Consider the following 25236-nt stretch of genomic DNA (forward strand, 5'->3'; position numbering starts at 1 on the left):
CTCGGCGCTCCGTCTCCTCGAGGCGAAGACTGTATGGCCAAAAGAAATGAGCCGGCGGAGTGATCTGCCGGCTCCGGTTGGCGCTTTTGACCTGATTACTTGCCGGCTGCCTCGGCAGCCTTCGCGATCACATCGGCGACCTTCTCCGGCTGAGACGCAAAGACGGCGTGACTTGCCTTGATTTCCGTCACCGTGCTGCCGGCCCGCTTTGCCATGTCGCGTTCTAGGTCGGGATTGATCGAACGGTCTTCGGTGGCGACAATCGCCCAGCTCTTTTTAGCCTTCCAGGCGGGATCGCCAACCTTGGCGGAGAAAGCCTCCTTGGAGGCGAAGACTTGTGACTTTGCGAGGAACGCGGCCTCGTTCTTCGGCAGGTCAGCGGCGAAGTCGTTCGCGAAGGCGGCCGGGTCGAGATAAAGATATTTTCCGTCCTTCGTCTCGCGAATATTCATGCCGCCAGCCGGCTTGGAACTCGCCAGGCTGATGAGGCTTTCACCCTTGTCCGGCTGGAAGGCCGCGACGTAGACCAAGCCCGCGACGTTAGGACTGTTGCCGGCTTCGGTGATCACCATGCCGCCGTAGCTGTGGCCGACGAGCAGGGTCGGGCCGTCCTGCAGGTCCAGCACTCGGTTGGTGGCGGCGACGTCATCGGCAAGCGAGGTGATCGGCTCCTGCACGATGGTGACGTTGAAGCCGCGGCGTTCGAGAATTTCGGTCGCTTGGCGCCAGCCGGAACCGTCGGCGAGTGCGCCGTGGACGATGACAATGTTCTTCACATCCGCTGCATGGGCGGCAAAAGCGATGACGCTGGTTGCGAAGGCGAGAGCGATGGTAGAAAAATATTTGCGTTTCATGATATTTGCTCCTGTTGTTCAAGTTAAACGAGAGAAGGAATGTTCAGCCGAAAGTGAAGGCGTAGGCCTGAACGCCGGGATCGAGGAAATGGATCTCGAAGTTGCGTGCTTCCACCGCGCCTGACTGGCGCACGAGCTGGTAGAGCTTGGTCGAGGTCACGGTTCCGTTTCCATCGGCATCGATATCGCTGCCATGGTCGGCACCCGGCTCCTTGCCGTCGATCGTCACCTGGAAGCGGATCGGTTTGCCGTCAGCACTTGGGCCGAGTACGAGATGCAGGTCGCGGGCGCTGAAGCGGTAGGCGATACCGCCGCCTGCCTGATCCAGCGTTGCCTCTTCGGCGCCGACAGTCCATTTGCCCGAAAGACCCCACTGGTTGAGACTTGGCTGCTTGACCGAATAGTCCCTGGCGGCATCGGCGCGCATACTCTCATTGGAGGCAAAGCCAATGGCCTGCTTATAGCCGATATAGGTCTCGCCGGAGCCGATGTCCTTCAGGTCCGGGCTTGCTTCGGCACCTTTCGCATCCGGCACGACCGGTGCACTTACTGCCATCTCGCTGCCGGCTTCGCGCAACAGGTCCTGGATCGCCTGCTCGGTCTGTCGGTAGTTGCCTTCGCCGAAGTGATGTTCGCGGATCTGGCCCTTGGCATCGATCAGATAATGAGCCGGCCAGTAGCTGTTATCGAAGGCGCGCCAGATCTTGTAGTCGTTGTCGATAGCGACCGGGTAGCCGATCTTGAAGTCGGCGATGGCCTTTTTGACATTGTCGATCTTCTTTTCGAAGGCAAATTCCGGGGCATGCACGCCGATCACGACCAGACCCTGGTCTTTGTATTTTTCAGCCCAGGCGCGGACATAGGGGATCGTGCGGATGCAGTTGATGCAGGAATAGGTCCAGAAATCGACGAGCACGACCTTGCCACGAAGCTGTTCAGTCGTCAGCGGCGGCGAGTTCAGCCATTCGACGGCGCCGTCCAGTGACGGAGCACGGCCTTCGACGGGTAGATCGCTATGGAAAGGTTTCTTCGCGTCGGAAAGACCGATCGTCTTGTCGTTGCTTGCGACTTCGGACGATCCTCCATCGGTTGGCTTAATATTCACCCTGTCGAGAACGGCCTGCTCGAAGGAAGACGTGCTGGCATAGGAAAGTTGCGAGAGCAGGCCGGTGTCGAGGCCGAGTGCGATAACGACGACACCTGCAAGTACGGCAGCGCCGAGGCCCTGACGAATGCGCTCACTGACGCCGAGCGACTTCTTCATGCCGGTAAAGATCTTGCCGCCGACGGAGAGTGCGATAGCCAGCGAAGTCGCGGCACCGGCGGCATAGGCAAGCAGCAAGAACGTCGTCTGCAGGTTGGCGCCCTGAAGTGCGGCGCCGGTCAGTACGAGACCGAGGATCGGCCCGGCGCACGGCGCCCAGAGCAGACCGGTTGCGACGCCGAGAACGAGCGCGCTCGCCACAGTCGGCGCAGCACCGGTCTTGCCGGAAGCGTTCAGCAGGCGGTTGCCGAGATCGACGATCGGCAGGGTGATGAAGCTCGCGATACGCGGCGAAATCAGGCCGACGCCGAAGACGGCAAGCAGGGTCAGCGCAGCAAGGCGGCCATATTCATTGGCATTGATCGCCCAGCTCCCGCCAATGGCGGCAAGTGTGGCCACCAACGCGAATGTGGCGGCCATACCGATCAGCATTGGCAGCGTGCTGCGCACGAATGGCTGTCCAGCTCGGGCGAAGACGAAGGGGAGGATTGGAAGGATGCAGGGGCTGAATATGGTCAGCGCCCCTCCGAGATAGGCAATGATAAGAAGCGTCATCATCGTTTCCTCTGAAACCTGTTGGGTTCTGGACGGCGATGCGGCTCGGCCAGCAACGGCGCTAATCTGTTGAGGCCATGTATCTCCTATGTGTCCGGGTTCGCGGCAATATGTACCGAAGTGTAGGAAGCGCCGTCATCGCGGCTGCGCTATCTTCACTTCATCGCCGCTTTACCTGGCGTGGATCAGGCACGGAGGATGAAAAAATGGTCAAAGCGAAAGCCATAAAGCTAAAGCGGGCCTATGCAGCCAAGGCAGATACAGATGGTATCCGGCTGCTGGTCGATCGGATCTGGCCGCGCGGCCTGAGCAAGGAGCGCGCCGCCTTCGATGCCTGGTTAAAGGATGTCGCGCCGAGCACTGAATTGCGCCACTGGTTCAATCATGAACCGGGGCGCTGGGAGGAATTCCGCAAGCGCTACAGGGCCGAGCTTCAGCAGAAAGAGGAAGAGATAAATCAGGTGCTCGATTTCACCAAGAAAGGCACCGTCACCCTGCTTTATGCGGCCCGTGATGACGAGCGCAACAACGCGGTCGTGCTCCGTGATGTCCTCATCCAGCGAATTTCCGATTAAGAAGGCAGCCAATTGTATCAGAATGTATCCGGAAGGCCGGATGCTACATCCGCATGCAATAAAAGCGGATGCCCGAAACATCGGGGATACATGCCGGTTGTTTTCTCCCTGCTATCCACTCGAAACGGAGAAAGCCAATGTCCAGCGAAATCAATCTTCAGCGTCGTCGTTTTTTTGGTGTTGCCGCCATGACCATGGCGGCCGTCGAGTTCGGCCTGACCAGCGCCGCCAACGCCCAGTCTCAGGTGACCGCGCCCGCCGTCACGGCAGGTTCGAACACGTCCTTTGCAGCGCTGAAGCAGATCAAGGCTGGCGTATTGAATGTCGGCTACGCTGAGGCCGGTCCCGCGAATGGTCCGGTTGTGCTGCTGCTCCATGGCTGGCCCTACGACATCTACAGCTTCGTCGACGTGGCGCCTGCGCTCGCCGATGCCGGCTACCGGGTACTGATCCCCTATCTGCGCGGGTATGGCACAACCGAATTCCTCTCCGCGAAGACACCACGCAACGGTCAGCAGGCGGCCATCGCCACTGATATCATCGCCTTCATGGATGCGTTGAAGATCGAGCGTGCCGTAATCGGCGGCTATGACTGGGGCGGCCGCACCGCGGACATCCTGGCCGCTGTCTGGCCGGAACGCTGCAAGGGTTTGGTCTCGGTCAGCGGTTATCTGATCGGCAGCCAGGACGCGAACAAGAAGCCGCTTCCGCCGCAGGCCGAGTTGTCCTGGTGGTACCAGTTCTATTTCGCTACGGAACGCGGCCGCGAGGGCTACGAGGCCAACCGGCATGATTTCGCGAAGCTGATTTGGAAGCTCGCTTCGCCGCAGTGGAAATTTGATGACGCAACTTTCGACCGCTCTGCCAAGGCATTCGAAAACCCCGACCATGTCGCGATCACCATTCACAATTACCGCTGGCGGCTTGGCCTTGCCAACGGTGAAAAGAAATATGACGCGTTGGAAAAGCAGCTCGCTGCCTTTCCCGTCATCACCGTACCGACCATCACCATGGAAGGCGACGCCAATGGCGCGCCGCATCCGGAGCCTTCGGCCTACGCCAAAAAGTTCACCGGCAGGTATGAGCATCGCACCATAACCGGCGGCATCGGCCATAACCTGCCGCAAGAAGCACCGCAGGCCTTTGCCCAGGCCATCCTGGATGTCGATCGCTTCTAAGCCCTGCCTCGGCTGCCGCGAACGGAGTTCCCTGTTTCGCGGCAGCCAATTCAGAGTCAAAACAGTAAGCAACGAGTCTGCATCTGAGATAACAATTCTGCTTCGAGCCAGCAGATAGAGGATCCGAAAGTCCGACATGGAGCACGTCGACCATATCCTGATCGTCGATGACGATCGTGAAATCCGCGAACTGGTTTCAAGCTATCTGAAGAAGAACGGGCTTCGGACGTCAGTCGCCGCCGATGGCCGCCAGATGCGCAGCTTTCTCGAAGGCAATACGGTCGATCTCATCGTGCTCGATCTCATGATGCCGGGCGATGACGGGCTTGTGCTCTGTCGTGAGCTGCGTGCCGGTAAGCACAAGGCAACACCGATCCTGATGTTGACGGCCCGCAGCGACGAGATGGATCGCATCATCGGACTGGAGATGGGCGCCGACGACTATCTGCCGAAACCCTTTGCCGCGCGCGAATTGCTGGCACGCATTAAGGCCGTCTTGCGCCGCACCCGCGCCCTGCCGCCAAACCTGCAGATTTCGGAGGCAGGACAGTGGCTTCGCTTCGGCGACTGGCGCCTGGATACGGTCGGCCGGCATCTTCTCGACAGGCAGGGAACCGAGATTGCGCTGAGCGGCGCCGAATATCGGCTGCTGCGCGTCTTCATCGATCATCCGCAGCGGGTGCTCAACCGCGACCAACTGCTGAACCTCACGCAGGGCCGTGACGCCGAACTCTTCGACCGTTCGATCGATCTTCTGGTCAGCCGGGTTCGCCAGCGACTGGGGGATGATGCGCGCGAGCCGACCTATATCAAGACGGTGCGCAGCGAAGGTTACGTCTTTTCCGTTCCGGTGGAGATTGAAGAGGCCAGGTCATGAGCGTGGGAGCTGCTCTTCGCTCGGGGCTTTGGCCGAGCACGCTCAGGGCTCGGCTTTTCCTTATTATGCTCTTCGGTCTGGCGGTTGCCTATGGCCTGTCCTTCACCGTGCTCTTCGTCGAGCGTTCCATGTCGGCCAAGGCCGTCATGCTTGGCACACTGGAAAGTGATGTCGCGACCTCGATCGCCGTTCTCGACCGTCTGCCGGCGGATCAGCGCAGCGACCTGCTCGATCGTCTCAGCCGCGGCAATTATCGTTTCGAACTTGGGCCGGGCCTGCCCGGTGTGCCCGACAATTCCAGCAAGGGCAGGGAAATCGGCGGCAGGATCGAAGAGGCGATCGGCGGCGCCTATCCGATCCGCATAGAATCCATTCCGGGCGACGTCAGCCGGCTGCAGGCGCATCTGACGCTGAGTGACGGAAGCCCGCTGACGATCGACATCACGCCGCGGCCTCCGATGCCGATTGCGGCATGGTTGCCCTATGTGCTTGCTATCCAGATGGTGCTGCTGGTGCTTTGCACCTGGTTTGCGGTGCGCCAGGCAATCCGGCCGCTCGGTGCACTTGCGGCTGCAGCAGATGCACTCGATCCCAACAAAAAAGGCCTGCCGCTCAGCGAGCAAGGACCGAGGGAGGTTGCCCATGCTGCCCGCGCCTTCAACGCCATGCGGGAGAGGATCGCGCACTATCTCGAAGAGCGGGTACAGATATTGGCTGCGATCTCCCACGACCTGCAGACGCCGATCACCCGCATGCGACTGCGCGCCGATATGGCCGATGATTCCCCTGAAAAAGACAAGCTGGTGCGTGATCTCGCTGAGATCGAACGTCTCGTGCAGGATGGGATCGCTTATGCCCGCAGCGCCCATGGCAATGGCGAGAAGTTGGCCCGCATAGACCTCGCGTCCTTCATCGACAGCATCGCCTATGACTATCAGGATATGGACAAGCCAGTCAGCGTCGCCGGCCTCGTACAGGGCCTTGCGTCGACAAAACCGCATGCACTTCGCCGCATTCTCACGAACTTCATCGATAATGCGCTGAAATTCGCAGGCGCAGCCGAAATCAGTGTCGAGCGGAAAGATGAGGAGGCGATCGCCATCACCGTGATGGATCGCGGTCCCGGCATTCCGGGCGCCATGCTCGAAGCCGCCATGCAGCCCTTCTTCCGGCTGGAACAGTCGCGCAACCGTGAGACGGGCGGCACAGGCCTTGGCCTTGCCATTGCCCAGCAATTGGCAGCCGCGATCGGCGGCTCGGTGCGGCTCTATAACCGCGAGGGCGGTGGGCTGGCGGCCGAAGTGACGATCCGCGCCAACTGAATCTTTCGCTGCATTTGTACGCGAGAATGTCCGGACAGACCGGCGCTACGCTTTGATACAGTTCGGCCGATTTTGGAAACATACGGGATACGTCAGGCCGTCAAAACCACTCCGTCACCAGATGTCGCAGGTCGCGATACGAAACCAAGGAGTGCTCTCATGACGACGACGATCGAAAAGGTTCTTTACACCGGCAAGACTCACACCACCGGCGGCCGCGACGGTGCGGCCCGCAGCAGCGATGCGCAGCTCGAGGTGAAGCTTTCGCCTCCGGGCAGCGCCCATGCCGGTACCAATCCTGAGCAGCTGTTTGCCGCCGGCTGGTCGGCCTGCTTCATCGGGGCGATGGGCCTTGCTGCTGGCAAGCGCAAGCTGAGGCTTCCCGCCGATACCGCCGTGGACGCTGAAGTCGATCTCGGAATGACCGGCGATGCCTATTTCCTGCAGGCCCGCCTCAACATCAGCCTGCCGGGTCTGGAGCCTGAAGTCGCCCGTACGCTGATCGAGGAAGCCCACCAGACCTGCCCTTATTCGAAGGCGACGCGCGGCAACATCAATGTCGAGCTGAACCTCGTCTAAACATTCCAGATACGAACCGGGCGCAGCTTGGCTGTGTCCACGGAGGTTTCGATGAGAAGGATCATCATCTGCATTCTGGGGGCGGCTGTCGTTGCGGCGCCCTGCATTTACGACGTCTTCTCTACGGAGCCATCTGCTCTGGAGGGGCTGCTTGCGGCGATCTCGACGGTGCCGATATCGCCGTGATTCCGGCCCGGATCGCTGAAAAGAACAACGAGGCATCCGCCAGAAACGGGTGCCTCGTTTGTTTCAGGCAGTCAATAGGTTGCAGATGCGCTTGCTAGTGGGCTCTCTTGGTCGGGCGTACCGTGCGTTGCTCGATCCGGCCCGCAACCGAGAAAATCAAAACATCGATCTCGGCATCGATCGTCGATCCATCCAGAAGCCGGACCACATCGTCTATTCCCGATACCGGCTGACCGCCGATCGAAAGCAGATAATCGCCCTCGCGAAGACCGGCTTTTGCGGCAGGACCGCCGGCTTCGACGCGGCGCAGGCGGACAGTCGTCCGCTGCGGGATGCCGGCCTCAAGCGCAATGCGACGGTGCAGATCGACGGTATCGGCTGCGATGCCGATGTATCCGCGGCGCACCTCGCCGAAGCGCAGGATTTCGGACACGGCATGCTTGGCAGTGTTGGATGCGACCGCAAAAGCAATGCTCTGCGCCCCCTGGATAACAGCGGTATTGACGCCGATGACTTCCCCGGCCGAAGAGACCAGTGGACCGCCTGAATTGCCGGGATTGAGCGCTGCGTCGGTCTGGATGATATCTTCCATCAGACGACCGCTCGCAGCGCGCATCGAGCGTCCGAGAGCGGAAACGACGCCGGCTGTGACAGTCCATTCGAAGCCAAGCGGATTGCCGATGGCAACCGCGATATGCCCGCGCTTCAGCTTCTTCGAGTCGGCAAGCTGCGCCCAGGCACCGGACCAGTCATTGGCCCGGATCAGGGCAAGGTCGGTGTCTTCGTCCCGGCCGAGCACCCGGCCTTCGACGATGGCGCCGTCGGGCGTCTTGATAGTGACGGCTTTCGCATCGCCGACGACATGATTGTTGGTGACGACGAGACCATCCGGCGAAATGGCAAAGCCGGAACCATGTCCCGCCCGCCCGCCGATCCGCTCGATGCGGCTGACGGCCGGGCCGACCATATCGACGGTATTCGACACCGTTTCGGAATAGGCATCCAGCAGCCCGGCGTCTGACGACGGCTGAATGTCACGATCAATGAATCCCATGAAATCTCCTCCGACGCGTGAGGCGTCGACGTTGAGGACCGGCAGCGACTGCTGGAGGCAAAGGGCTGTCGTTCGACAGGTGAACAATGGAGATATCAGGTGAGACTTGTAACGGCGTCTTTCAAGAGACGTGATGTCCGAAGCCCCAATGGGCGAGGCTGCTGCCTTGCAGGGCAGCTGGGCAGGGTGAGCGTTTTGTTGCCGAGAGGCGAGGGGAAGTCGACGACCGCGTCGCAATACTCCGAAAATGCAATAGCCGTCTTCAGTGTCAAATCGTGGTTGGTGTTGAGAGCCCCGGGACTGTTCCATCCGAGTAAACCAGTTTTCCGCGGCTGAAGGTTGCTCTCAGCCGGGGCAGACGACCTCTCTCCGCCACAACAAGATCGGCGCGCAGGCCAACTTCGATCGCGCCGCGATCTGTGAGCTTCAGCGCGGTCGCAGGGTTGGCGCTGATAAGTGCCACAGATGCCGGCAGCCCACCTGATCCGGCATTCGCAAGCGCTATGGCGGCCGGCAACATGCTGGCGGGATGATAATCGCTCGCCAGAATGTCGAGAATGCCGTGTTCATAGGCCTCGCGGGCAGAAAGATTGCCCGAATAAGACAAGCCGCGAAGCGCGTTCGGCGCCCCCATGGCTGTTGCCAGTCCGAGTTTGCGAGCTTCCTGCGCCGCTGCCATCGTCACTGGAAATTCGCTGATGCGCGCACCCAATCCCTCGACGATCGCAACTTTCTCCGCGCTGTCATCGTCGTGGGAGGCGATGATGACGCCATGATCGCGAGCAGTGGCTGCAATTCCCTCCAGATTGTCGACCGCATCATTGCTTTGGGTCCGGTATTCGATGCGCTCTCGCACGCGGCGCGCTGCCTGTTCAAGCGTGATTTTGTTGTTCCGGGCGATCGTCTCGATATGCCGCTCGACATCGCGATACTGGCCTTGTCCTGGCGTGTGGTCCATCAGCGACACGAGGTCGAGGGCGCCGGCCCGCAGCAGATCTTCGATCACGGCGCGGGCATGGGTGAAGGTGATTTCGAAGCGCGCATGGACCCTGTGGTCGACAAGAAGATCATTTTCTCGGAGCTCGATCAGGGTCTGGATAATGGAACGCGAATGTTCTTCCGAGCGGACGTTGCCGTAGCCGTTGTTACCGTGGAAGGAAAGCGCTGCAAAGGCGGTGGTGATGCCATTGCCGGCGAGTTTCTTGTCGAGTTCGAAGAGGCTGAGTTCCAAAGGAAAGCGCACATTCAGACGCGGCTCGATCTCGCGCTCGATCATGTCTCCATGCATATCGACGAAGCCGGGAAGCAGCAGCCTGCCGTCGCCGTTGACATCGGCGGAAGCCGCAGGTTCTTCCCTGATTTCCGCGATCATGCCGCCTTCGATCCTGACTGCGCCGCGAGGTATGACCCTATCGCGCAGCACGACTTCGAAATCACTCAGCCACATTCTCTGCTCCATCCTGGATCTGTCGGATCTGCCGATGCGACGGCCTAGCCTGTTACGCTGCTGTGATGACGAAACATGTCAGCAAGATCTTTGATCCGCCGGCGCCTCATGGAAACAATCGGCTACCGGCAAGCGCTTTCGTCTAATCGAGTGCCGCATAGGATGCAGGAGATGCAGGGGTAGTTTTAGCCGCTCTCTGGGAAATGTCAGATTTAGTGCCTGTCATCTAACCATCTGACATTTCTCACGCGATCGATAAAAAAACCTATGCGGATTATGCATCCTATGCAGGTCAAGGTGGACCTTCCATTATCGCCGACTGCGCTCCTTCTACGGGCTGATGTCGCGGATCTCGGCTGAGCTTGACGTGGCTGCAGGACGCGGCGGCTGTGACCGGCACGAACAGGCTTCTCGCATTTTTGCGGAATGGAACTCAGACTGCGTAAGGATTTGCAGCCGGCGTCGTAAACCAGCAGGGACCGTCCTCGGTCATATGAACATGGTCTTCCAGGCGGACACCAAATTCCCCCGGAAACACGATCATCGGCTCGTTCGAAAAGCACATTCCTGGGGCCAGCGGAGTTTTGTTGCCTCGCACGATATAAGGCGCTTCGTGGATTTCGAGGCCGAGACCGTGACCGGCGCGGTGCGGCAGGCCAGGTAGGCGATAGTCCGGGCCGAGGCCGTGGCGCGCGAAAGTGTTTCGGGCAGCGGCATCAAGGCTTTCGCAGGCCGCACCGAGTTTTGCCGCATCGAAAACGGCCTGTTGACCCCCGCGTTCGATTGCCCAGGCGCGTTCGAACGCGCCATTGCCCTCGTCCAGCATATAGGTGCGTGTCAGGTCGGAATGATAGCCATCGATCCGGCAGCCCGTATCGACGAGAATGACGTCGCCCGTCTGCAGGATCTGTTCGCCGTCCGCCCCATGTGGCAGTGCAGTCGCTTCACCGAAGGAGACGATGCAGAAGGTCGAGCCGCCATCGGCGCCGGCCAAACGATGCTGCTGGTCGATGAAGCGAACCACATCCGAGGCTGCTGTGCCGGGGGCGAGCATGTTGCGGACCTTGCGGTGAATATCCAGCGTGATGCCCATCGCATACCGGATGAGGGCAATTTCCGCCTGCGATTTGATGGCGCGTAGTGCATGGATGGCAGGCCCTGCATCGGCAAGGCGGGCCGCCCCCATCTCCTTCGTAAAGGCGTGGTAGAAGGCAAGCGGTAACGCATCGTCGAGCGCGAGCTTGCCGGACGGGCCGACGAGCCGCGATGCCAATGCTGCAGGGCTTTCCTCTTCTTCCCAGACGGCGATCTCACCAGGCAGATGCGGCAGCGTCTCGACGCGGCTGCGCTCAAAACCGGGTACGATGTACGTGAGCTTGTCGTCTGTCACCACCGCGCCGAGCAGGCGCTCGCTCAGGTGCCAGACGAGGCCGGTGAAATAGCGCAGGCTCTCGGTCGGGCCGAGCAGAGTAGCGGTTATGCCCTCTGCTCCCATACGTTGGCGCAGGCGCAACAGGCGATTGCTTCGTTCTTCGTCCGTGATGGCGGCGACCGGATGTGACCAGGTTGGGAGAGACACGTTCTATACCCGTTACTTTTGGCGCAATCAGATGCTTGATTCCAGCATAGGGCAATTGTAGGCACTGTGTCGACAAACAATCTACAGGATTTTGATCATGCTCGTCAGCGAATATACGATCCCCGGTGTCCATATCCGCGACCATTTCGTCGACGTGCCGCTCGACTGGAAAAATGCGGACGGCGCATCGATCAGGGTTTTTGCACGTGAGGCCTGCGATCCCTCCCGCAAACAGGAAAAACTGCCGGTCCTGCTGTTCCTGCAAGGCGGTCCGGGCGGCAAGTCGCCGCGGCCTGTCGGCGGCGGACCGCCCTGGTTGGGTGAGGCGCTGAAAAACTACCGCGTCGTGCTGCTCGATCAACGCGGCACCGGAAGGAGCACTTGGATCGAGAGTGCCACGATGGCGGCATTTGCGGATGGGAAAGCCGGAGCAGACTATCTCAGCCACTTCCGTGCCGACAGCATCATCGCCGACTGCGAATATCTCAGGAAGACAGTCTTCGATGGTATGCGATGGGAGACTCTCGGCCAAAGCTATGGCGGCTTCCTGACGCTGACCTATCTGTCGCAGGCGCCGGAGGGACTGGCTGCGTGTTATGTCACGGGCGGACTGGCAGGGCTTTCGGCGACTGCCGATGATGTCTACCGCCGCACCTATCCGCGCGTTGCTGCCAAGAACCGGGAATACTACCAGCGTTATCCGGCCGACCGCGACCGCATCGCCCGGATCGCCGATCGCATTGCGGCCTACGATGTGCGTCTGCCTGATGGGGATCGCCTGACGGTGCGCAGGCTGCAGACCATCGGCATCGATTTCGGCATGGCGCCGGGATACGAGAATGTGCATTGGCTGGTCGACGAGGCCTTCTCCGATCCGGCGGAAACGCGCTTTTCCGATGCCTTTCTGGCTTCGGTCATGTCTCTCACCTCCTACGACGCAAACCCCATGTTTGCGGTGCTGCAGGAAAGCATTTACGGGCAGGGCAAAGGCGCGACTGGTTGGGCGGCGCAGCGCATCCGATCGGAATTTGCGGAGTTCGGCGAACAGAGCCGGCCGCTCTATCTGACCGGCGAGATGATGTATCCGTGGATGTTCGAAGAAATCCGCTCGTTGCGACCCTTCCGCGGCGCTGTGGAAGCGCTGGCGCGCGGCGATGAATTCGAACCGCTCTACGATCCGGCCCGGCTGGCTTCGAACGAGATCCCCATCGCCGCGGCGGTCTATTTCGACGACATGTATGTCGACGCCGATCTGTCGCTCGCCACTGCCCGTGATGTCGGCAATATCAAGACGTGGGTGACCAACGAATTCGAGCACGATGGTGTGCGCCAGTCAGCCGCTGTCTTCACACGTCTAAGGCAAATGGTGCGCGATCGCGGCGGCCCCCTCGGTTAATCCGAGGGATTTCCGCCTTCGCTACGTCCACGCGTACGCCGTCGTCAGGCCGAAAGCGATCTGCCGCTGACGGGATCGAAGAGATGCATGCGGTTCATGTTGAAAGAGAGCGGCATTTTCGTACGCGGGCGCGGATCGCTCTCCGGATCGACATTGGCGCAGATGCTGACCGAACCGATGTCGAAATAGATCATTGTTTCCGGTCCGAGCGGCTCGACCAGATCGATATCTGCCTCGAAGGTTTCAAAGCCGGGTTTCGAGAACAGACTCGATATCGATTCCGGCCTGATACCGAAAATGACCGGCTTGCCGGCATGGGCCCGATATTCTGCAACCCGCGTTTCCGGAACGGCAAGACGGCTGCCATCTTCGAGGACGACCGCCAGTCCGCCACCCATGGCCTCTAGCGTCGCATTCAGAAAATTCATCGACGGTGAACCGATAAAGCCGGCCACGAACTGGCTGACAGGACGATGGTAAAGTTCCTGTGGCGGCCCGGCCTGTTCGATGATGCCGCCATTCATGACGACGACGCGATCGGCCATGGTCATGGCCTCGACCTGGTCGTGGGTGACATAGACTGTCGTGGTAGGCAGCAATTGATGCAGGCGCTTGATTTCGGTCCGCATCTGCACCCGCAGCTTGGCATCGAGGTTGGAAAGCGGCTCGTCGAACAGGAAGACCTTGGGATTGCGCACGATGGCGCGGCCCATCGCGACGCGTTGGCGCTGCCCGCCTGAGAGCTGGCCGGGACGCCGGGACAGGAGTTCGGTGATATGCAGCGTCTCGGCGGCGCGATTGATGCGCTCGTCGATCTCCGCTTTCGGCAGCTTCTGCTGTTCGAGGCAGAAGGAGATGTTTTCCCTGACACTCATATGCGGATAGAGCGCGTAGTTCTGGAACACCATGGCAATGTCGCGCTTGCCGGGGCCGAGCCGGTTGACCACCTGATCGCCGATGACGATGTCGCCGCCGGTAATGTGCTCCAGGCCGGCGATCATGCGCAGCGTCGTCGATTTGCCGCAGCCGGAGGGACCGACGAAGACGACGAATTCATTGTCCTCGATCTCAAGGTTGATGCCGCGAACGGCTTCGTAAATACCATAGGATTTGATCACATTGCGCAGTTCAAGTCGTGCCATGGTGACCTCCCTACTTTTCGTGCAGCCAGACGGCCATTGCGCCCGGCTCTCGGTTTGCCCAGAGATGATAGGGGATCGCCCTGAAGCGCCGCGGCTTCAGCGCCGGTGGCTCAGTGCGATAGAGCGTTTCCTGCCAGTCGGACGCATCGGCTTCGAGCGCATCGCCTTCGAGAACGGTGGCGCCACCAAGGAGTGCCGCGTCGTAGTTCGCAATGATCTCGCCCTCAGAGGACAGCCTGAGGCGTTGTGGCTCCGTGCCAAGGTCGGCCTCCTCGACGCAGAAGATCACCGGACCGCGCCGCAATGCGAAGCGGCCATTGTCTTCGGTTGCCGCCGGATGTGCGTAGAGACGATCGACCGGCATATCGAAGGTGAGACGAACCTCGTCGCCGTCCTTCCACTCGCGTTCGATGACCGCATATCCCTTGGCGACATCGAGCTTGATTGCTTCGCCGTTAACGAAGGCCCCGGCATCGCGGCACCAGCCCGGAATACGCAGACGTAGCGTGAAGTGCTTTGGCTGCTCGAGGCCGAGCGAGATCCCGACATCACCATTCCAAGGATATTCGGTTGTCTGCTTAAGGCGTAGCAAGGTATTGCCGACCGAGAGCTCGGCTGCATTTTCGCCGTAGAGATGGATCGCCACTTCATCGGCCTTCGTCGAATAGAAATACTGGCCGAGCGAGGTGATGAAGCGGGCGATATTGGTTGGGCAGCAGGGGCAGTAATGCCATTTCCAGCGGCGGTTCTGGCCGTGGCTCTCGAGCACGTTTTCATAGAAATAGTGCTCGCCGTCACGCGAGATGCCTGACAATGCGCCGTTGTAAAGCACTGTTTCGAGCTTGTCCGTGAACTTGCTGTCGAGCTCGATCTGGGCCATGCGGTGGCTGAAGAAGCCGAGCGCCACTGCCGCACAGGTCTCGGCATAGGCGGTTTCGTTCGGCAGATCGTATTCCCTCGTGAAGCCTTCGTTCGATGCCGAAGGGCCAAGGCCGCCGGTGACATAGAGCTGGCGCCCGATCAGATTATCGAACAACCGGTCGCACGCGCTCTTCAGGCTCTCGTCGTCATTTTCGAAGGCGAGATCGGCCATGGCCGAGAACAGATACATGGCGCGCACGGCGTGGCCCACGACCTGCGTCTGCTCGCGCACCGGCATATGGGCCTGGCTATAGGCATAGGTCTGAAAGACATAGCCGGCGGGGTCTTCGCCGCGCTTGCGCGCCTCTTCATCATAATAGGAGGGCATCTGGCCGCGCTCGTCGACAAAATAGGTGGCGAGCTTGAGGTGGCGGGGATCCTTGGTGACACGGTAGAGCTTGACCAGCGCCAGTTCGATTTCCTCATGCGCATCGTAGCCGCGCAGCTTGCCCGGCTCGCGGCCGAACGTGTCGATGATATGATCGACGGCGCGGATCATCACGTCGAGGAAACGGCGCTTGCCGGTCGCTTCGAAATAGGCGACGGCGCCTTCCAAGAGATGGCCCATCGAATACATTTCATGCAGGTCGCGCAGGTTGGTCCAGCGCTTTTCCGGCTCGCGGCGGATGAACCAGCTGTTGAGGTAACCATCGCTCATCTGCCCATGTTCGAGCTTTTCGACGATGGCGTCGATCTTGGCTTCAATGTCGGGATTCGGATTGTTCTTCAGCGTGTAGCTTGCCGCCTCGATCCATTTGCCGAAATCGGAATCGAAGAAATGCTGCATTGACAGCCCGCTCGGCTGGATCGGCCGCACGAGCGGGCCTGCTGGCTTGTCAAAATCGAGCACTTCGAGAAAGCCCTCCTCATCGAGCCGCATATGCTGGGTAGGGATCGTCACGTCACGCACGGTCTCTGTCCAGCTTTTCCAGAAGCCGCCCGTGAAGGCGACGCGGGTGTGGTCGGCCGGCACGTAACGGTCGATCGGGGTTCGTGACTGGGATTTCTGGGCGATGGGCATGGAGACTCCTTGAGCGGACGCGCCGCGTCTCATTTCACGGCGCCGGCCGTCAGGCCGCGCACATAATAACGTTGAAGAAGAAGGAACAGGATGATGCAGGGGATCATGGTGACCGCGATACCGGCCTGCAATGCGCCCCAGTCGATGATGCCATAGAGACCCGAAGACACGTTCACCAGCATGATCGGTAGCGTGAACTTGTTCTGGTCCGACAGGAAGATCAGCGCGGCCAGGAACTCGTTCCACGAATTGAGGAAGGCAAACATCGCCACGGTTGCGACGCCGGGCAGGGCAATCGGCAGCATGATACGGCGAAGGATCGTCGCTTGGGAGGCACCGTCGATGCGCGCCGCCTCGATCAGCGCCTTCGGCACGGCGTCAAAGGCGTTGCGCATCATGAAGACGGAAAAGGGTAGCTGGAAGGTGACATAGATCAGCACCAGGCCAACAAGGCTATTCTGCAGTCCAATTAGTTTCAGGATCAGGAACAGTGGCGTCAGGATCGACTGGAACGGGATCATCATCGTCGCCATGATCAGCACGAAGAGGATCGACTGGCCGGGAAACTTGAACTTGGAGAAGCCGTAGCCGGCCGGCACAGAGACGATAACGGTCAGGAGGACAGTGCCTATCGCAATCATAACTGAGTTGGCGGCGTAAACGTACCAGCCGGCGCCGACATTCTCGAGCCGCCGGTAATTCTCCAGCGAGAAGGTCTTGGAAAACAATGCTGCCGGATTGGCGAGTGCCTCGGCAGCCGGTTTGAAGGAATTCGCCAGCGACCAGACGATCGGCATGATGAAGAAGATCGCAAACAGGATCGATGCGAGCAGGAAGAGTAGGTAACCGGTCTGGCCGCCGCGGGGGTTTGTTGTCGGTTGGGTCATTAGCCTTCCTCCGGGCGCTCGCGCAGCAGCACGAATTGGATGGCACTGATAGCGACCAGCACAATCAGCAGCGCAAAAGAGAGCGCCGAACCGTAGCCGAGCCGGTAGGACGAGAAGGACGCCAGATAGATGGAGAACACGGCCGAGATCGTGCTGTTTTCCGGTCCGCCTTGGGTGATGATGAAAAACTGGTCGAATGCAAGCATGGACGAGGTGACGTTGAGCACCAGCGCCAGCACCATCGAATTGCGCATCAGCGGGAGGGTAATTCTACGAAAGCGGCTGAAAACGCTGGCGCCGTCAATCTTGGCAGCTTCGATGACGTCGTTCGAGATGCCCTGCAGGCCGGTCAGCAGGATGACCATGGTGAAGCCCGCGGTCTTCCAAACGACCATCAGGATGATCACGGCCATCGCCGGCCAGAAGCTTTCGAGCGGGCGTGGTGCAGAGTCGATCAGGCCGATACCGCGCAGAACCTGCGCGAAGACGCCGCTATCGGGATTGAGCAGCCACATCCAGAGTGTGGAGGCGGCGCCAAAGCCGATGACGACAGGCATGAAGAAGATCGTCCGAAAGAAACCGGCCGAGCGTAGCGGGCGGTCGACGAGCAGCGCCAGCGGAAAGGCCACCACGAAAATCGCCGCCGTCACAAGCACGGTATAAAGCATCGTGAAACCCAGCGAATGCCAGAGCTGCATGTCGCCGAGAAGTTCGCTGTAATTGGCAAGACCGATGAATTTCTTCCGGCCGAGCAGCGGCCAGTTGTAGAAGCTCATCCATATGGTCATGGCGAGCGGAACGAGAAACAGCACGAGGATGAAGAGGAAGCCGGGCAGGATGAAGGCCAGTCCCAGCCAGCCCTTCGGCTCCGGCTCCCCGGAGGCCGGCTGTTTTATGTGCATTGTCGGCGTGTCGACCACTGTCATTCCTCGAAGATTTCAAAACCGCGCGTCGGCAATCCGGAAGGTGCGGGGCGGACGACCGCCCCGCTTCAGATGTTGTTAGGGGTTGGTGCGGTCGAGGATCTTGGTGAAGTCGTCCTGCGCCTTCTTGATCGAACCATCGACATCGTTGCCGAAGATGGTGCCCTGGATCAGGTTGAGGAACGGGCCGGTGCGGCTGACAAACAGTTCATCCGAGGAGAAAGTATAGGGCGTGCGCGCCTTGGCGAGAATGTCATAGGCGACGAGGTTGCGCGGGTCGAACTTGGCATAGGCTTCCTTGGCCAGATCCGTACGCGACGGCATGCCGGATTCCTGAGTGATGTAAACCTGCTGCTCGGGCTCCATGTAGAATTTCACGAAGTCGAGCGCGACCTTCTTCTTCCCGTCGCTGATACCCTTGATGAGCGCCATGGTATCACCGCCGGCAAAGCTCGATGCGCCGCCCTTCGGGCCCGGGATCGGAGCAACGGCGAACTTCACATCAGGATATTTGCTGGTCAGCAAGTTGACGATATAGGAGCCGGTCATGAGGATGCCGACCTTGCCGGAGGCGAAGGCTTCGACGGCATTGTTGCCGTTGCCAGAACGCGAGGTCGGATGGATTGCGCCTTCCTTCCACATGTCGCGATAGGCGGCGATGGTGTCACGCATTGCCGGTGTGTCGACGGTGGCGGTGCGGCCGTCATCGGAGAGCACGTCGGCGTTGGCGGCCCAGAGATGCGGCAGGAAGTCATAGATAAGCCAGCTGCCGGAATTGGCGACGAAGTAGAAGCCGTAGGTTTCCTTGTCGAGCGCATGGATCTTCTTGGCGTCGGCGGCGATCTCTTCGAGTGAGGCCGGTGCCTTGTCCGGGTCGAGGCCTGCTTTCTTGAAGAGATCGGTATTGTAGGCGATGATCGAGGCATCAGGCAGCGCCGGCACGCCATAGATCTTGCCGTCATAGGTGGCGAGGCGGACATGCGAAGGGCTCAACGCTGCGGAATAGGGCAGTCCCTTGACGAAATCGCTGATGTCCTCAAGGCTGTCATTGGCCGCAAAGGTCGGCAGGTAGATCAGGTCGAGGACTGCGCCGTCGGGCGCTGCACCCCCGGCGATTGCAGCGCCGAGTTTCGGCACCATCTGCTCGGCGGTGATCTGGGTCACGTTAACCTTGTCGGAGTGCGAGGCATTGTATTTTTCGGCCAGGCCCTGAAGCACGGCGCCCGAAGAGGTCCGCACCCAGAGCGTGATTTCTTCGGCGCTGGCGAGAGAAGAGCTCGCTAGCAGCGCAACAGCGGCAATGGTGGTTTTCAAACGTAACATGCGGGTTCCCCTTCTCTTATGCGAGGCTCCTCTGCCTCGAGACGAAGACGACGTTAAAGGAGAAAATTTTTCGTGTCGACAGGCTGTATGCACCAAAACGCAATGTTTTTGTTAAAACCTTTTAGCAACTGAATTATTTCTGCTAAAAGGTTTTAACAACGTGGATGAATGGGTGCGAGTTTGAAGGAAACTGGTGGCGGCAGGCACACGATCCGTGACGTGGCGAAGGCCGCGGGCGTGAGTATTTCAACGGCCTCGAACGCTCTGAACGGCACTGGCAGAACCAATGTTGAGACACGCGAAAAGGTACGACGGATTGCTGAGGAGATCGGATTTCGTCCGAACGCTCTCGCGCGTGGGTTGTTGACGAAACGCAGCCATGCGATCGGCATGCTGACCAACGATACTTATGGGCGCCTGACACTGCCGATGGCGAGCGGCGTGTCGGAAGTGCTGGTCGATCACGGCGTTTCGCTCTTCCTCTGTGCCACCAACAATGACCCGCGATTGGCGAAACTGCACCTCGAGACGCTGCTCGATCGGCAGGTTGATGGCATCATTTTTACGGCAACCCGCATCGACCTGGAGCCGCCGCCAGAGCTGACCAGGCTGCGCATCCCGGTCGTCTATGTCTTCGCACAAGGACCAGGAGATAGCGTAAGCTTCCATCCAGATGACGCACAGGGCGCGCGGTTGGCGGTCGAGCATCTCCAGAGCCTCGGCCGGTCGCGCATCCTGCACATCACCGGCGAGCAAAATTATCGCGCCGCCTGCATTCGGGCCGAGGCCTATCGGCAACTGGTCGGGCCGATGGCCGAGGTCATGTTCGGCGATTGGTCGGAAGAATGGGGACATGCGGCGGTCGAGACCGTCTTCTCGCGCCCCGGAGCGAAACCGGATGCGATCTTTTGCGGTAGCGACGAGATCGCCCGTGGCGTCATCGACGCACTGCGCGACAGAAATATTTCCATTCCCGGCGACGTCGCGGTCGTCGGTTTCGACAATTGGGAAGTTGTCTCCAGGCAGACGCGTCCGCCTCTGACGACTATCGACATGGAACTCAAGGAACTCGGTCACCGGGCGGGGCTTGCGATACTTGCTCTGTCGAAAGGCGAGAATGTCGAGCCGGGCGTAGAGAGATTGCCCTGTACGCTTGTCGTTCGCCGGTCTGCTGGCCAGTCCAATCAGGCGTGACCGGGCAGTCATCACCGATCATTTAACCGCATGCTGCTTGATTGGCTTCTTCCTTGATCCCCGCCTTGTTATCGCTTTCGCGCGGCTTCAGCGCTTTCGTCAGGCACAAAGCCGCAATGATGACCGGCAGGCAGACAAGGTAGGAGATCCTGATGCCGGCATGTTCGGCCACGAAGCCAAGCAGTGGCGGCGCCAGGAAGAACACGACGAAGGACATTTGCCCGAGGGCTGCGACATTCAGATGAGCCGGGCGATCGGTCCGCTGTGCTGCTGCGGAAACCGCAAGAGGGTAGACGGCGCTGCAGCCGCCACCCATCAGCGCGAAGCCGAACAGTGCGATATAGGGGTGCGGCGCAAGCCAGACGGCGCACAGGCCTGCCACCGAGAAAATCAGCAGAAAAGTGGCTACGGCGCGCGCGCCAAATCGGTCGACGAGCGGGTCGACGAACAGCCGGGCGACGGCCATAAAGAAAGTGAATAGCGTGAGCCCGAGCCCACCAATAAAGGGCTCGACTGCGAAGGCGTCGCGCATATAGATCGCTGACCAGTCGATACCGGCGCCTTCCACCAGAAAGGCGGCAATGCCGATGATGCACAGTGGCATGAGCCCCCATGTCGGCAGTGCCGCGCTCGGGCCTTCCACGTGCTCAATTCCTGCGCGAGCCGGCGCATTCTTCATGCCGGAGATGACAATCGCCCCGACAATCAGAACGAAGGTGAAGGTCAGCGCAAGATGCAGTTGCATGGGCACACCCGCTTGACGAACGGCTGAGCCAACGAGCGCGGTCAGGAAAAATCCAAGGCTCCAGAAGCCATGCGCCCTGTTCATGACGCCGCGGTCAAGCTGGGCCTCGATGCGATCAATCTCGACATTGAGATTGATTTCCAGCGCCCCGGCCAGCAAGCCTTCGCAGAACAGGATGAAGAAAACCAGCCAGGCGGCATTGGCCCATGGAATGGTTGCCAGCAGCGCAGACGTGCCCAGGACCGTCAGAAACGCAGTCTTACGTGCTCCGAAGCGGGCGATCAGTGGCGAAGCGAAGGTAAGGGAAATCAGCGCGCCGATTGCCGCACCGATCAGCGTGAGGCCGAGCTCGGACTTGTCGACAGCCAAAGCGTCCTGAAGGTCGGGCAGACGCGAAAGGAGCGCGCCCATCGAGATGGCGAAGAGAAAGAAGCAGACATAGATCCGGTGTTGCGGCTGGATAAGCATTCGATCGCTCCGGGATCTCATCAGTTGGAGAGTTGGTCTCAATCGCAACGACGGCGAAAAGACAATTTCGGGTAGCATTTCCGAGATATATGTTGTTTGCAGAGACCGCAACAGCAACCTTTACTCGCTATCGGCGGGCGGTCCTTTTATTCCGGGGAGGCGGGACCGAACATCGGACCATCGAAACTTTCTGCATATTTTCGCTGCTCAATGCGGTATGGCAGCGCTGACGACGCAGCAGCTACTGCCTAATGTTGACCATTCAAAATTAAGTAAAAAACAAGTTTTCCTCTCAAGAATTAGGGGCATTCGATATTTGAGGGGGCATTATGAACGAGGAAAAGATCAAACGGCCTATATGGATCCGCATCACGGCCTATGGATTTGCGGCCGTTATGTTTGCGAGCGCGGCAATCGGTGGTCTTGCTTGGTATCGTCAGAATGCGATGAGCGATCAATCGCTTCAGAAGGAGCTTTCGTCGGATCTGCATGTAATCCAGGCGGATATGGAGGCTCAGAAGCGGGCGGCAGCCGGGCTTGCGGTAACCCTTGCCGGCGAGCCTGAAACGGCTGATCTGATCGGCAAGAATGATCGCGCATCCCTTCTTGCGAAATATACTGCCAGCTTACCGGCGATCAAAGCGCAGGGCCTTCAGCTCATCACTTTCAGCAATTCCGATGGCATGGCCGTTGCGCGTATCCATGCGCCGGATACTTTTGGCGACGATCTCAAGGGACGTCGCAAGACGATCGTTGCAGCACTGACGCAGGGCAAGCTGAATGCCGGCATCGAACCTGGGCGGACCGCCGTCAGCATGTTTGCTTCGGCTCCCGTCATCAAGGACGGCAAGACCGTCGGCATCGTCGATGTCGGCACCTCGCTCACGAACGACTATTTTGCGCCGCTGGCGCAGTCGGTCGATGCGGCCGTTGCAGTCCATATCCTTCAGGACGGGAAATTCGTATCGCAGGCCTCGACTTTCGGCGACAAGACAATTCTCACTCAAGAGCAGTTGCAGGCAGCCTTCAACGGTGACCGCGTCCGTGTCCACGCGATTCTCGGCGATAAGGACTATGAAGTCGCGGCCATTCCGTTCGAAGATTTCTCCGGCCGCAAGATCGGCGTTTTCGAAATCGGCTCCGATGTGACAGAGATCGTCGAAGCGTCGCAGCAGGCGCTCTGGATGGCGGCGATCGGTACGGTTATCGTCTCGCTGATTTCGCTTGTTGGCTTCCTCGTCTTTGCGCGATCGATTGCTGCGGTTATCAAGAAGACGACCAGCACGATGGCGCGCCTGGCTTCAGGCGATCTCGATGTCGAGGTTCAGGGCCAGGCCCGACCGGATGAAATCGGCGCCATGGCGCGCGCTGTTCAGGTCTTCAAGCAGAATGCGATCGAGCGGGTTCGCCTCGAAACGGAGGCAGAGGCTAATCGCAGCATGAGCGAAAGAGAGCAGATCGAGCGGGAGAAGGAAAAGGCGAAAGACGCTGCCGATGTCCAATTTGCCGTCGACAACCTCGCCGCCGGTCTCGCCAAGCTCGCCGACGGCGATGTATCCTACCGCATCGATCAGCCCTTCGTGACGAAGCTCGATGGCGTCCGCAGCGACTTCAACAACTCCGCCGACAAGCTGCAATCGGCGTTGAACCGGGTGTCGCAGAATGCGCGCGGTATCGATTCTGGAGCAAACGAAATCAAGTCGGCCGCCGACGACCTCGCCAAGCGCACGGAACAGCAGGCAGCGGCGCTCGAGGAAACCGCGGCGGCTCTCGAAGAAATCACCACGACGGTGAAAGATTCGAGCAAGCGTGCAAAGGAAGTCGGAGAGCTCGTTTCCCGCGCTAAGACCGGCGCGGAAAAATCCGGCGAAGTCGTCCGCAAAGCGGTTTCGGCCATGCAGCAGATCGAAAAGTCCTCGGGCGAGATCTCCAACATCATCGGCGTCATCGACGATATCGCCTTTCAGACCAACCTTCTCGCTCTGAACGCCGGCGTCGAAGCCGCGCGCGCCGGTGAAGCCGGCAAGGGCTTTGCCGTCGTCGCCCAGGAAGTGCGCGAGCTCGCCCAGCGCTCAGCAAATGCCGCCAAGGAGATCAAGGCTCTGATCAACACGTCGAGCGAACAGGTCAATTCCGGCGTCGGTCTCGTCGGCGAGACCGGCAAGGCGCTGGAAGCGATCGCCGCCGAGGTCCAGGAAATCAATCGCCATATCGCCGCGATCGTCGAAGCGTCGCAGGAACAGTCCTCCGGTCTCGACCAGATCAACCTGGCCGTCAATCAGATGGACCAGGATACGCAGAAGAACGCCGCGATGGTGGAAGAATCGACCGCGGCAAGCCATAACCTTGCGAAGGAAGCGTCTTCGCTCAATGAGCTTCTCGCGCAGTTCAAGCTAAGCGAGACTGATCATGCGCCGCGTTCTGCAGCACCTCGTGCAGCCGCGCAAGACGATGCGCCGGCGCCATCACCGGTTCGCGCTCTCGGACGCAAGATCGCCTCTGCCTTCTCAGGAAATGCCGCACTTGATACGAAGGGCGACAATTGGGAAGAGTTCTGAAGCTCGATCCGTCAAAGCAAGGTGCGGCGTGGCGATCATCGCCGCGCCGTTTTCATCCAGTAGCCCAAAGCGGCCGCTAGCCGATCGGCAGGCGCTTTTCGCTTTTGGCGTCGAAGAGATGCAGTTTGGTGAGATCGGGCATCATCCTGACGGTATCGCCGGCCTGCAGGGAAAGCCGGTCTCGCACCGTTGCCACCAGGGGATCCGATCCAAGCTTGGCATTAATCTGGGTTTCAGCGCCTGTCGGCTCGATGACCGCCACCTCGGCGCTCACGCCTTCCGGGCTGACGATCAGATGCTCCGGACGGATGCCATAGACCACTTCCGTCCCACGCGCTGCCGCGGCAGTCTCCGGAAGCGGCAGGTGCGCTCCTCCGTCGGCGATGAATTCGAGCGGCCCGGACACGCTGATCTTGCCTTTGATAACATTCATGCCCGGTGAACCGATGAAGCCGGCGACGAAGAGATTGGCCGGGCGGTCGTAGAGGTCGAGCGGTGAACCGATCTGCTCAACATAACCGTCACGCATGACAACGATCCTGTCGGCCATGGTCATGGCTTCGATCTGATCATGCGTCACATAGATGGTCGTCGTTTTCAGCCGCTGATGCAGCTGCTTGATCTCTGAGCGCATCTGCACGCGAAGCTTGGCATCGAGGTTGGACAAGGGCTCGTCGAAAAGGAACACTTGCGGCTGGCGCACGATGGCGCGGCCCATGGCAACACGCTGACGCTGGCCGCCGGAGAGATTTCTCGGGTAGCGGTCGAGAAGATGTTCGAGGCCGAGGATCTGCGCCGCATCGCGGACGCGCGCTTTGATCTGCTCTTTCGGTGCTTTCCCCAGCCGCAGTGAAAATCCCATATTCGCTTCGACCGTCATATGCGGATAAAGCGCATAGGATTGAAAGACCATGGCAATGTCGCGCTCCTTTGGAGCGACATTGTTGACGACCTTGCTGCCGATCGAGACGTTGCCACCGGAGATTTCCTCAAGCCCCGCGATCATGCGCAGCAAGGTCGACTTGCCGCAGCCGGACGGGCCGACGAGAATGACGAATTCTCCGTCGCGGATGTCGATGTCGACCCCGTGCAACACTTCGAAGTGACCATAATTCTTGCGGACATTTGCCACGTTCACGGACGCCATAACTGTCTCCGGCTGAAAATTTTGATTTCGGATCTGCGGTC

General features: G+C 59.8%; 21 protein-coding genes. 9 read left to right on the top strand and 12 right to left on the bottom strand.

Going from position 1 to position 25236, the window contains the following annotated elements:
• Nucleotides 1-95 precede the first annotated feature (95 nt).
• Both JNB85_RS10375 and JNB85_RS10380 read right to left on the bottom strand, forming a co-directional pair.
• Entirely contained in the window at nucleotides 96-854 is a 759-nt protein-coding gene (locus JNB85_RS10375) for an alpha/beta fold hydrolase (RefSeq protein ID WP_220334239.1), read from the bottom strand.
• A 43-nt stretch (nucleotides 855-897) separates the two neighbouring features.
• A complete protein-coding gene (locus tag JNB85_RS10380; protein WP_220334240.1) occupies nucleotides 898-2673 on the bottom strand; it encodes a cytochrome c biogenesis protein DipZ in 1776 nt (591 codons plus the stop codon).
• A gap of 206 nt (nucleotides 2674-2879) precedes the next feature.
• Here JNB85_RS10380 and JNB85_RS10385 point away from each other — a divergent pair, with 206 nt between their 5' ends.
• The 6 genes from JNB85_RS10385 to JNB85_RS30930 all read left to right on the top strand — a co-directional run bounded on the left by JNB85_RS10385 (nucleotide 2880) and on the right by JNB85_RS30930 (nucleotide 7390).
• Complete coding sequence (locus JNB85_RS10385) at nucleotides 2880-3248, top strand: DUF488 domain-containing protein (protein WP_220334241.1); 369 nt, start codon at nucleotides 2880-2882, stop codon at nucleotides 3246-3248.
• Between the two features lie 137 nt (nucleotides 3249-3385).
• The gene (locus tag JNB85_RS10390; RefSeq protein WP_220334242.1) at nucleotides 3386-4426 is read left to right on the top strand and encodes an alpha/beta fold hydrolase; all 1041 of its coding nucleotides are present in this window, start codon (nucleotides 3386-3388) and stop codon (nucleotides 4424-4426) included.
• 136 nt (nucleotides 4427-4562) lie between these two features.
• The gene (locus tag JNB85_RS10395) at nucleotides 4563-5303 is read left to right on the top strand and encodes a response regulator (protein WP_220334243.1); all 741 of its coding nucleotides are present in this window, start codon (nucleotides 4563-4565) and stop codon (nucleotides 5301-5303) included.
• Nucleotides 5300-6625, top strand: coding sequence for an ATP-binding protein (locus JNB85_RS10400; protein ID WP_220334244.1), 1326 nt, complete (start codon nucleotides 5300-5302; stop codon nucleotides 6623-6625). Before JNB85_RS10395 ends, JNB85_RS10400 begins: the two co-directional genes overlap by 4 nt.
• Before the next feature lie 159 nt (nucleotides 6626-6784).
• Nucleotides 6785-7204, top strand: a complete 420-nt coding sequence (locus JNB85_RS10405; protein WP_220334245.1) for an organic hydroperoxide resistance protein — start codon at nucleotides 6785-6787, stop codon at nucleotides 7202-7204.
• Nucleotides 7205-7255: 51 nt separating this feature from the next.
• Nucleotides 7256-7390, top strand: coding sequence for a hypothetical protein (locus JNB85_RS30930; protein ID WP_262928177.1), 135 nt, complete (start codon nucleotides 7256-7258; stop codon nucleotides 7388-7390).
• Nucleotides 7391-7484: 94 nt separating this feature from the next.
• On the opposite strand, the gene JNB85_RS10410 is transcribed toward JNB85_RS30930, so the two are convergent.
• The 3 genes from JNB85_RS10410 to JNB85_RS10420 all read right to left on the bottom strand — a co-directional run bounded on the left by JNB85_RS10410 (nucleotide 7485) and on the right by JNB85_RS10420 (nucleotide 11470).
• Nucleotides 7485-8444, bottom strand: a complete 960-nt coding sequence (locus tag JNB85_RS10410; RefSeq protein WP_220334246.1) for a S1C family serine protease — start codon at nucleotides 8442-8444, stop codon at nucleotides 7485-7487.
• A gap of 268 nt (nucleotides 8445-8712) precedes the next feature.
• The gene (locus tag JNB85_RS10415) at nucleotides 8713-9891 is read right to left on the bottom strand and encodes an alpha-D-ribose 1-methylphosphonate 5-triphosphate diphosphatase (protein WP_220334247.1); all 1179 of its coding nucleotides are present in this window, start codon (nucleotides 9889-9891) and stop codon (nucleotides 8713-8715) included.
• Between the two features lie 433 nt (nucleotides 9892-10324).
• On the bottom strand, nucleotides 10325-11470 hold the full coding sequence (locus JNB85_RS10420; protein WP_220334248.1) for a M24 family metallopeptidase: 1146 nt from the start codon (nucleotides 11468-11470) through the stop codon (nucleotides 10325-10327).
• A gap of 97 nt (nucleotides 11471-11567) precedes the next feature.
• Here JNB85_RS10420 and JNB85_RS10425 point away from each other — a divergent pair, with 97 nt between their 5' ends.
• On the top strand, nucleotides 11568-12866 hold the full coding sequence (locus JNB85_RS10425; RefSeq protein ID WP_220334249.1) for an alpha/beta hydrolase family protein: 1299 nt from the start codon (nucleotides 11568-11570) through the stop codon (nucleotides 12864-12866).
• 44 nt (nucleotides 12867-12910) lie between these two features.
• Here the strand turns inward: JNB85_RS10425 and JNB85_RS10430 are convergent, their stop codons facing one another.
• The 5 genes from JNB85_RS10430 to JNB85_RS10450 all read right to left on the bottom strand — a co-directional run bounded on the left by JNB85_RS10430 (nucleotide 12911) and on the right by JNB85_RS10450 (nucleotide 19083).
• The gene (locus JNB85_RS10430) at nucleotides 12911-14008 is read right to left on the bottom strand and encodes an ABC transporter ATP-binding protein (RefSeq protein ID WP_220334250.1); all 1098 of its coding nucleotides are present in this window, start codon (nucleotides 14006-14008) and stop codon (nucleotides 12911-12913) included.
• A gap of 10 nt (nucleotides 14009-14018) precedes the next feature.
• On the bottom strand, nucleotides 14019-15950 hold the full coding sequence (locus tag JNB85_RS10435) for a glycoside hydrolase family 127 protein (protein ID WP_220334251.1): 1932 nt from the start codon (nucleotides 15948-15950) through the stop codon (nucleotides 14019-14021).
• Between the two features lie 29 nt (nucleotides 15951-15979).
• Nucleotides 15980-16837: a carbohydrate ABC transporter permease gene (locus JNB85_RS10440; protein ID WP_220334252.1), complete on the bottom strand. Its 858-nt coding sequence runs from the start codon at nucleotides 16835-16837 to the stop codon at nucleotides 15980-15982.
• Nucleotides 16837-17763 carry a carbohydrate ABC transporter permease gene (locus JNB85_RS10445; RefSeq protein WP_223216470.1) on the bottom strand — a complete coding sequence of 309 codons (927 nt, stop codon included), beginning with the start codon at nucleotides 17761-17763 and terminating at the stop codon, nucleotides 16837-16839. The genes JNB85_RS10440 and JNB85_RS10445 overlap by 1 nt, the downstream gene beginning before the upstream one ends.
• Nucleotides 17764-17838: 75 nt before the next feature.
• The gene (locus JNB85_RS10450) at nucleotides 17839-19083 is read right to left on the bottom strand and encodes an ABC transporter substrate-binding protein (RefSeq protein WP_220334253.1); all 1245 of its coding nucleotides are present in this window, start codon (nucleotides 19081-19083) and stop codon (nucleotides 17839-17841) included.
• A gap of 180 nt (nucleotides 19084-19263) precedes the next feature.
• Here JNB85_RS10450 and JNB85_RS10455 point away from each other — a divergent pair, with 180 nt between their 5' ends.
• Entirely contained in the window at nucleotides 19264-20277 is a 1014-nt protein-coding gene (locus tag JNB85_RS10455) for a LacI family DNA-binding transcriptional regulator (RefSeq protein ID WP_220334369.1), read from the top strand.
• A gap of 22 nt (nucleotides 20278-20299) precedes the next feature.
• Here the strand turns inward: JNB85_RS10455 and JNB85_RS10460 are convergent, their stop codons facing one another.
• Nucleotides 20300-21490 (bottom strand): MFS transporter, encoded by a 1191-nt coding sequence (locus JNB85_RS10460; RefSeq protein ID WP_220334254.1) that lies wholly within the window; start codon nucleotides 21488-21490, stop codon nucleotides 20300-20302.
• 329 nt (nucleotides 21491-21819) lie between these two features.
• On the opposite strand from JNB85_RS10460, the gene JNB85_RS10465 reads away from it, so the two are divergent.
• A complete protein-coding gene (locus JNB85_RS10465; RefSeq protein ID WP_220334255.1) occupies nucleotides 21820-24048 on the top strand; it encodes a methyl-accepting chemotaxis protein in 2229 nt (742 codons plus the stop codon).
• 76 nt (nucleotides 24049-24124) lie between these two features.
• On the opposite strand, the gene JNB85_RS10470 is transcribed toward JNB85_RS10465, so the two are convergent.
• The gene (locus tag JNB85_RS10470; RefSeq protein ID WP_220334256.1) at nucleotides 24125-25195 is read right to left on the bottom strand and encodes an ABC transporter ATP-binding protein; all 1071 of its coding nucleotides are present in this window, start codon (nucleotides 25193-25195) and stop codon (nucleotides 24125-24127) included.
• Nucleotides 25196-25236 lie beyond the last annotated feature (41 nt).

Origin of the sequence: Rhizobium mesosinicum (genome assembly GCF_019511345.1) — a bacterium.
GTDB classification, from domain to species: Bacteria; Pseudomonadota; Alphaproteobacteria; order Rhizobiales; family Rhizobiaceae; genus Rhizobium; species Rhizobium mesosinicum.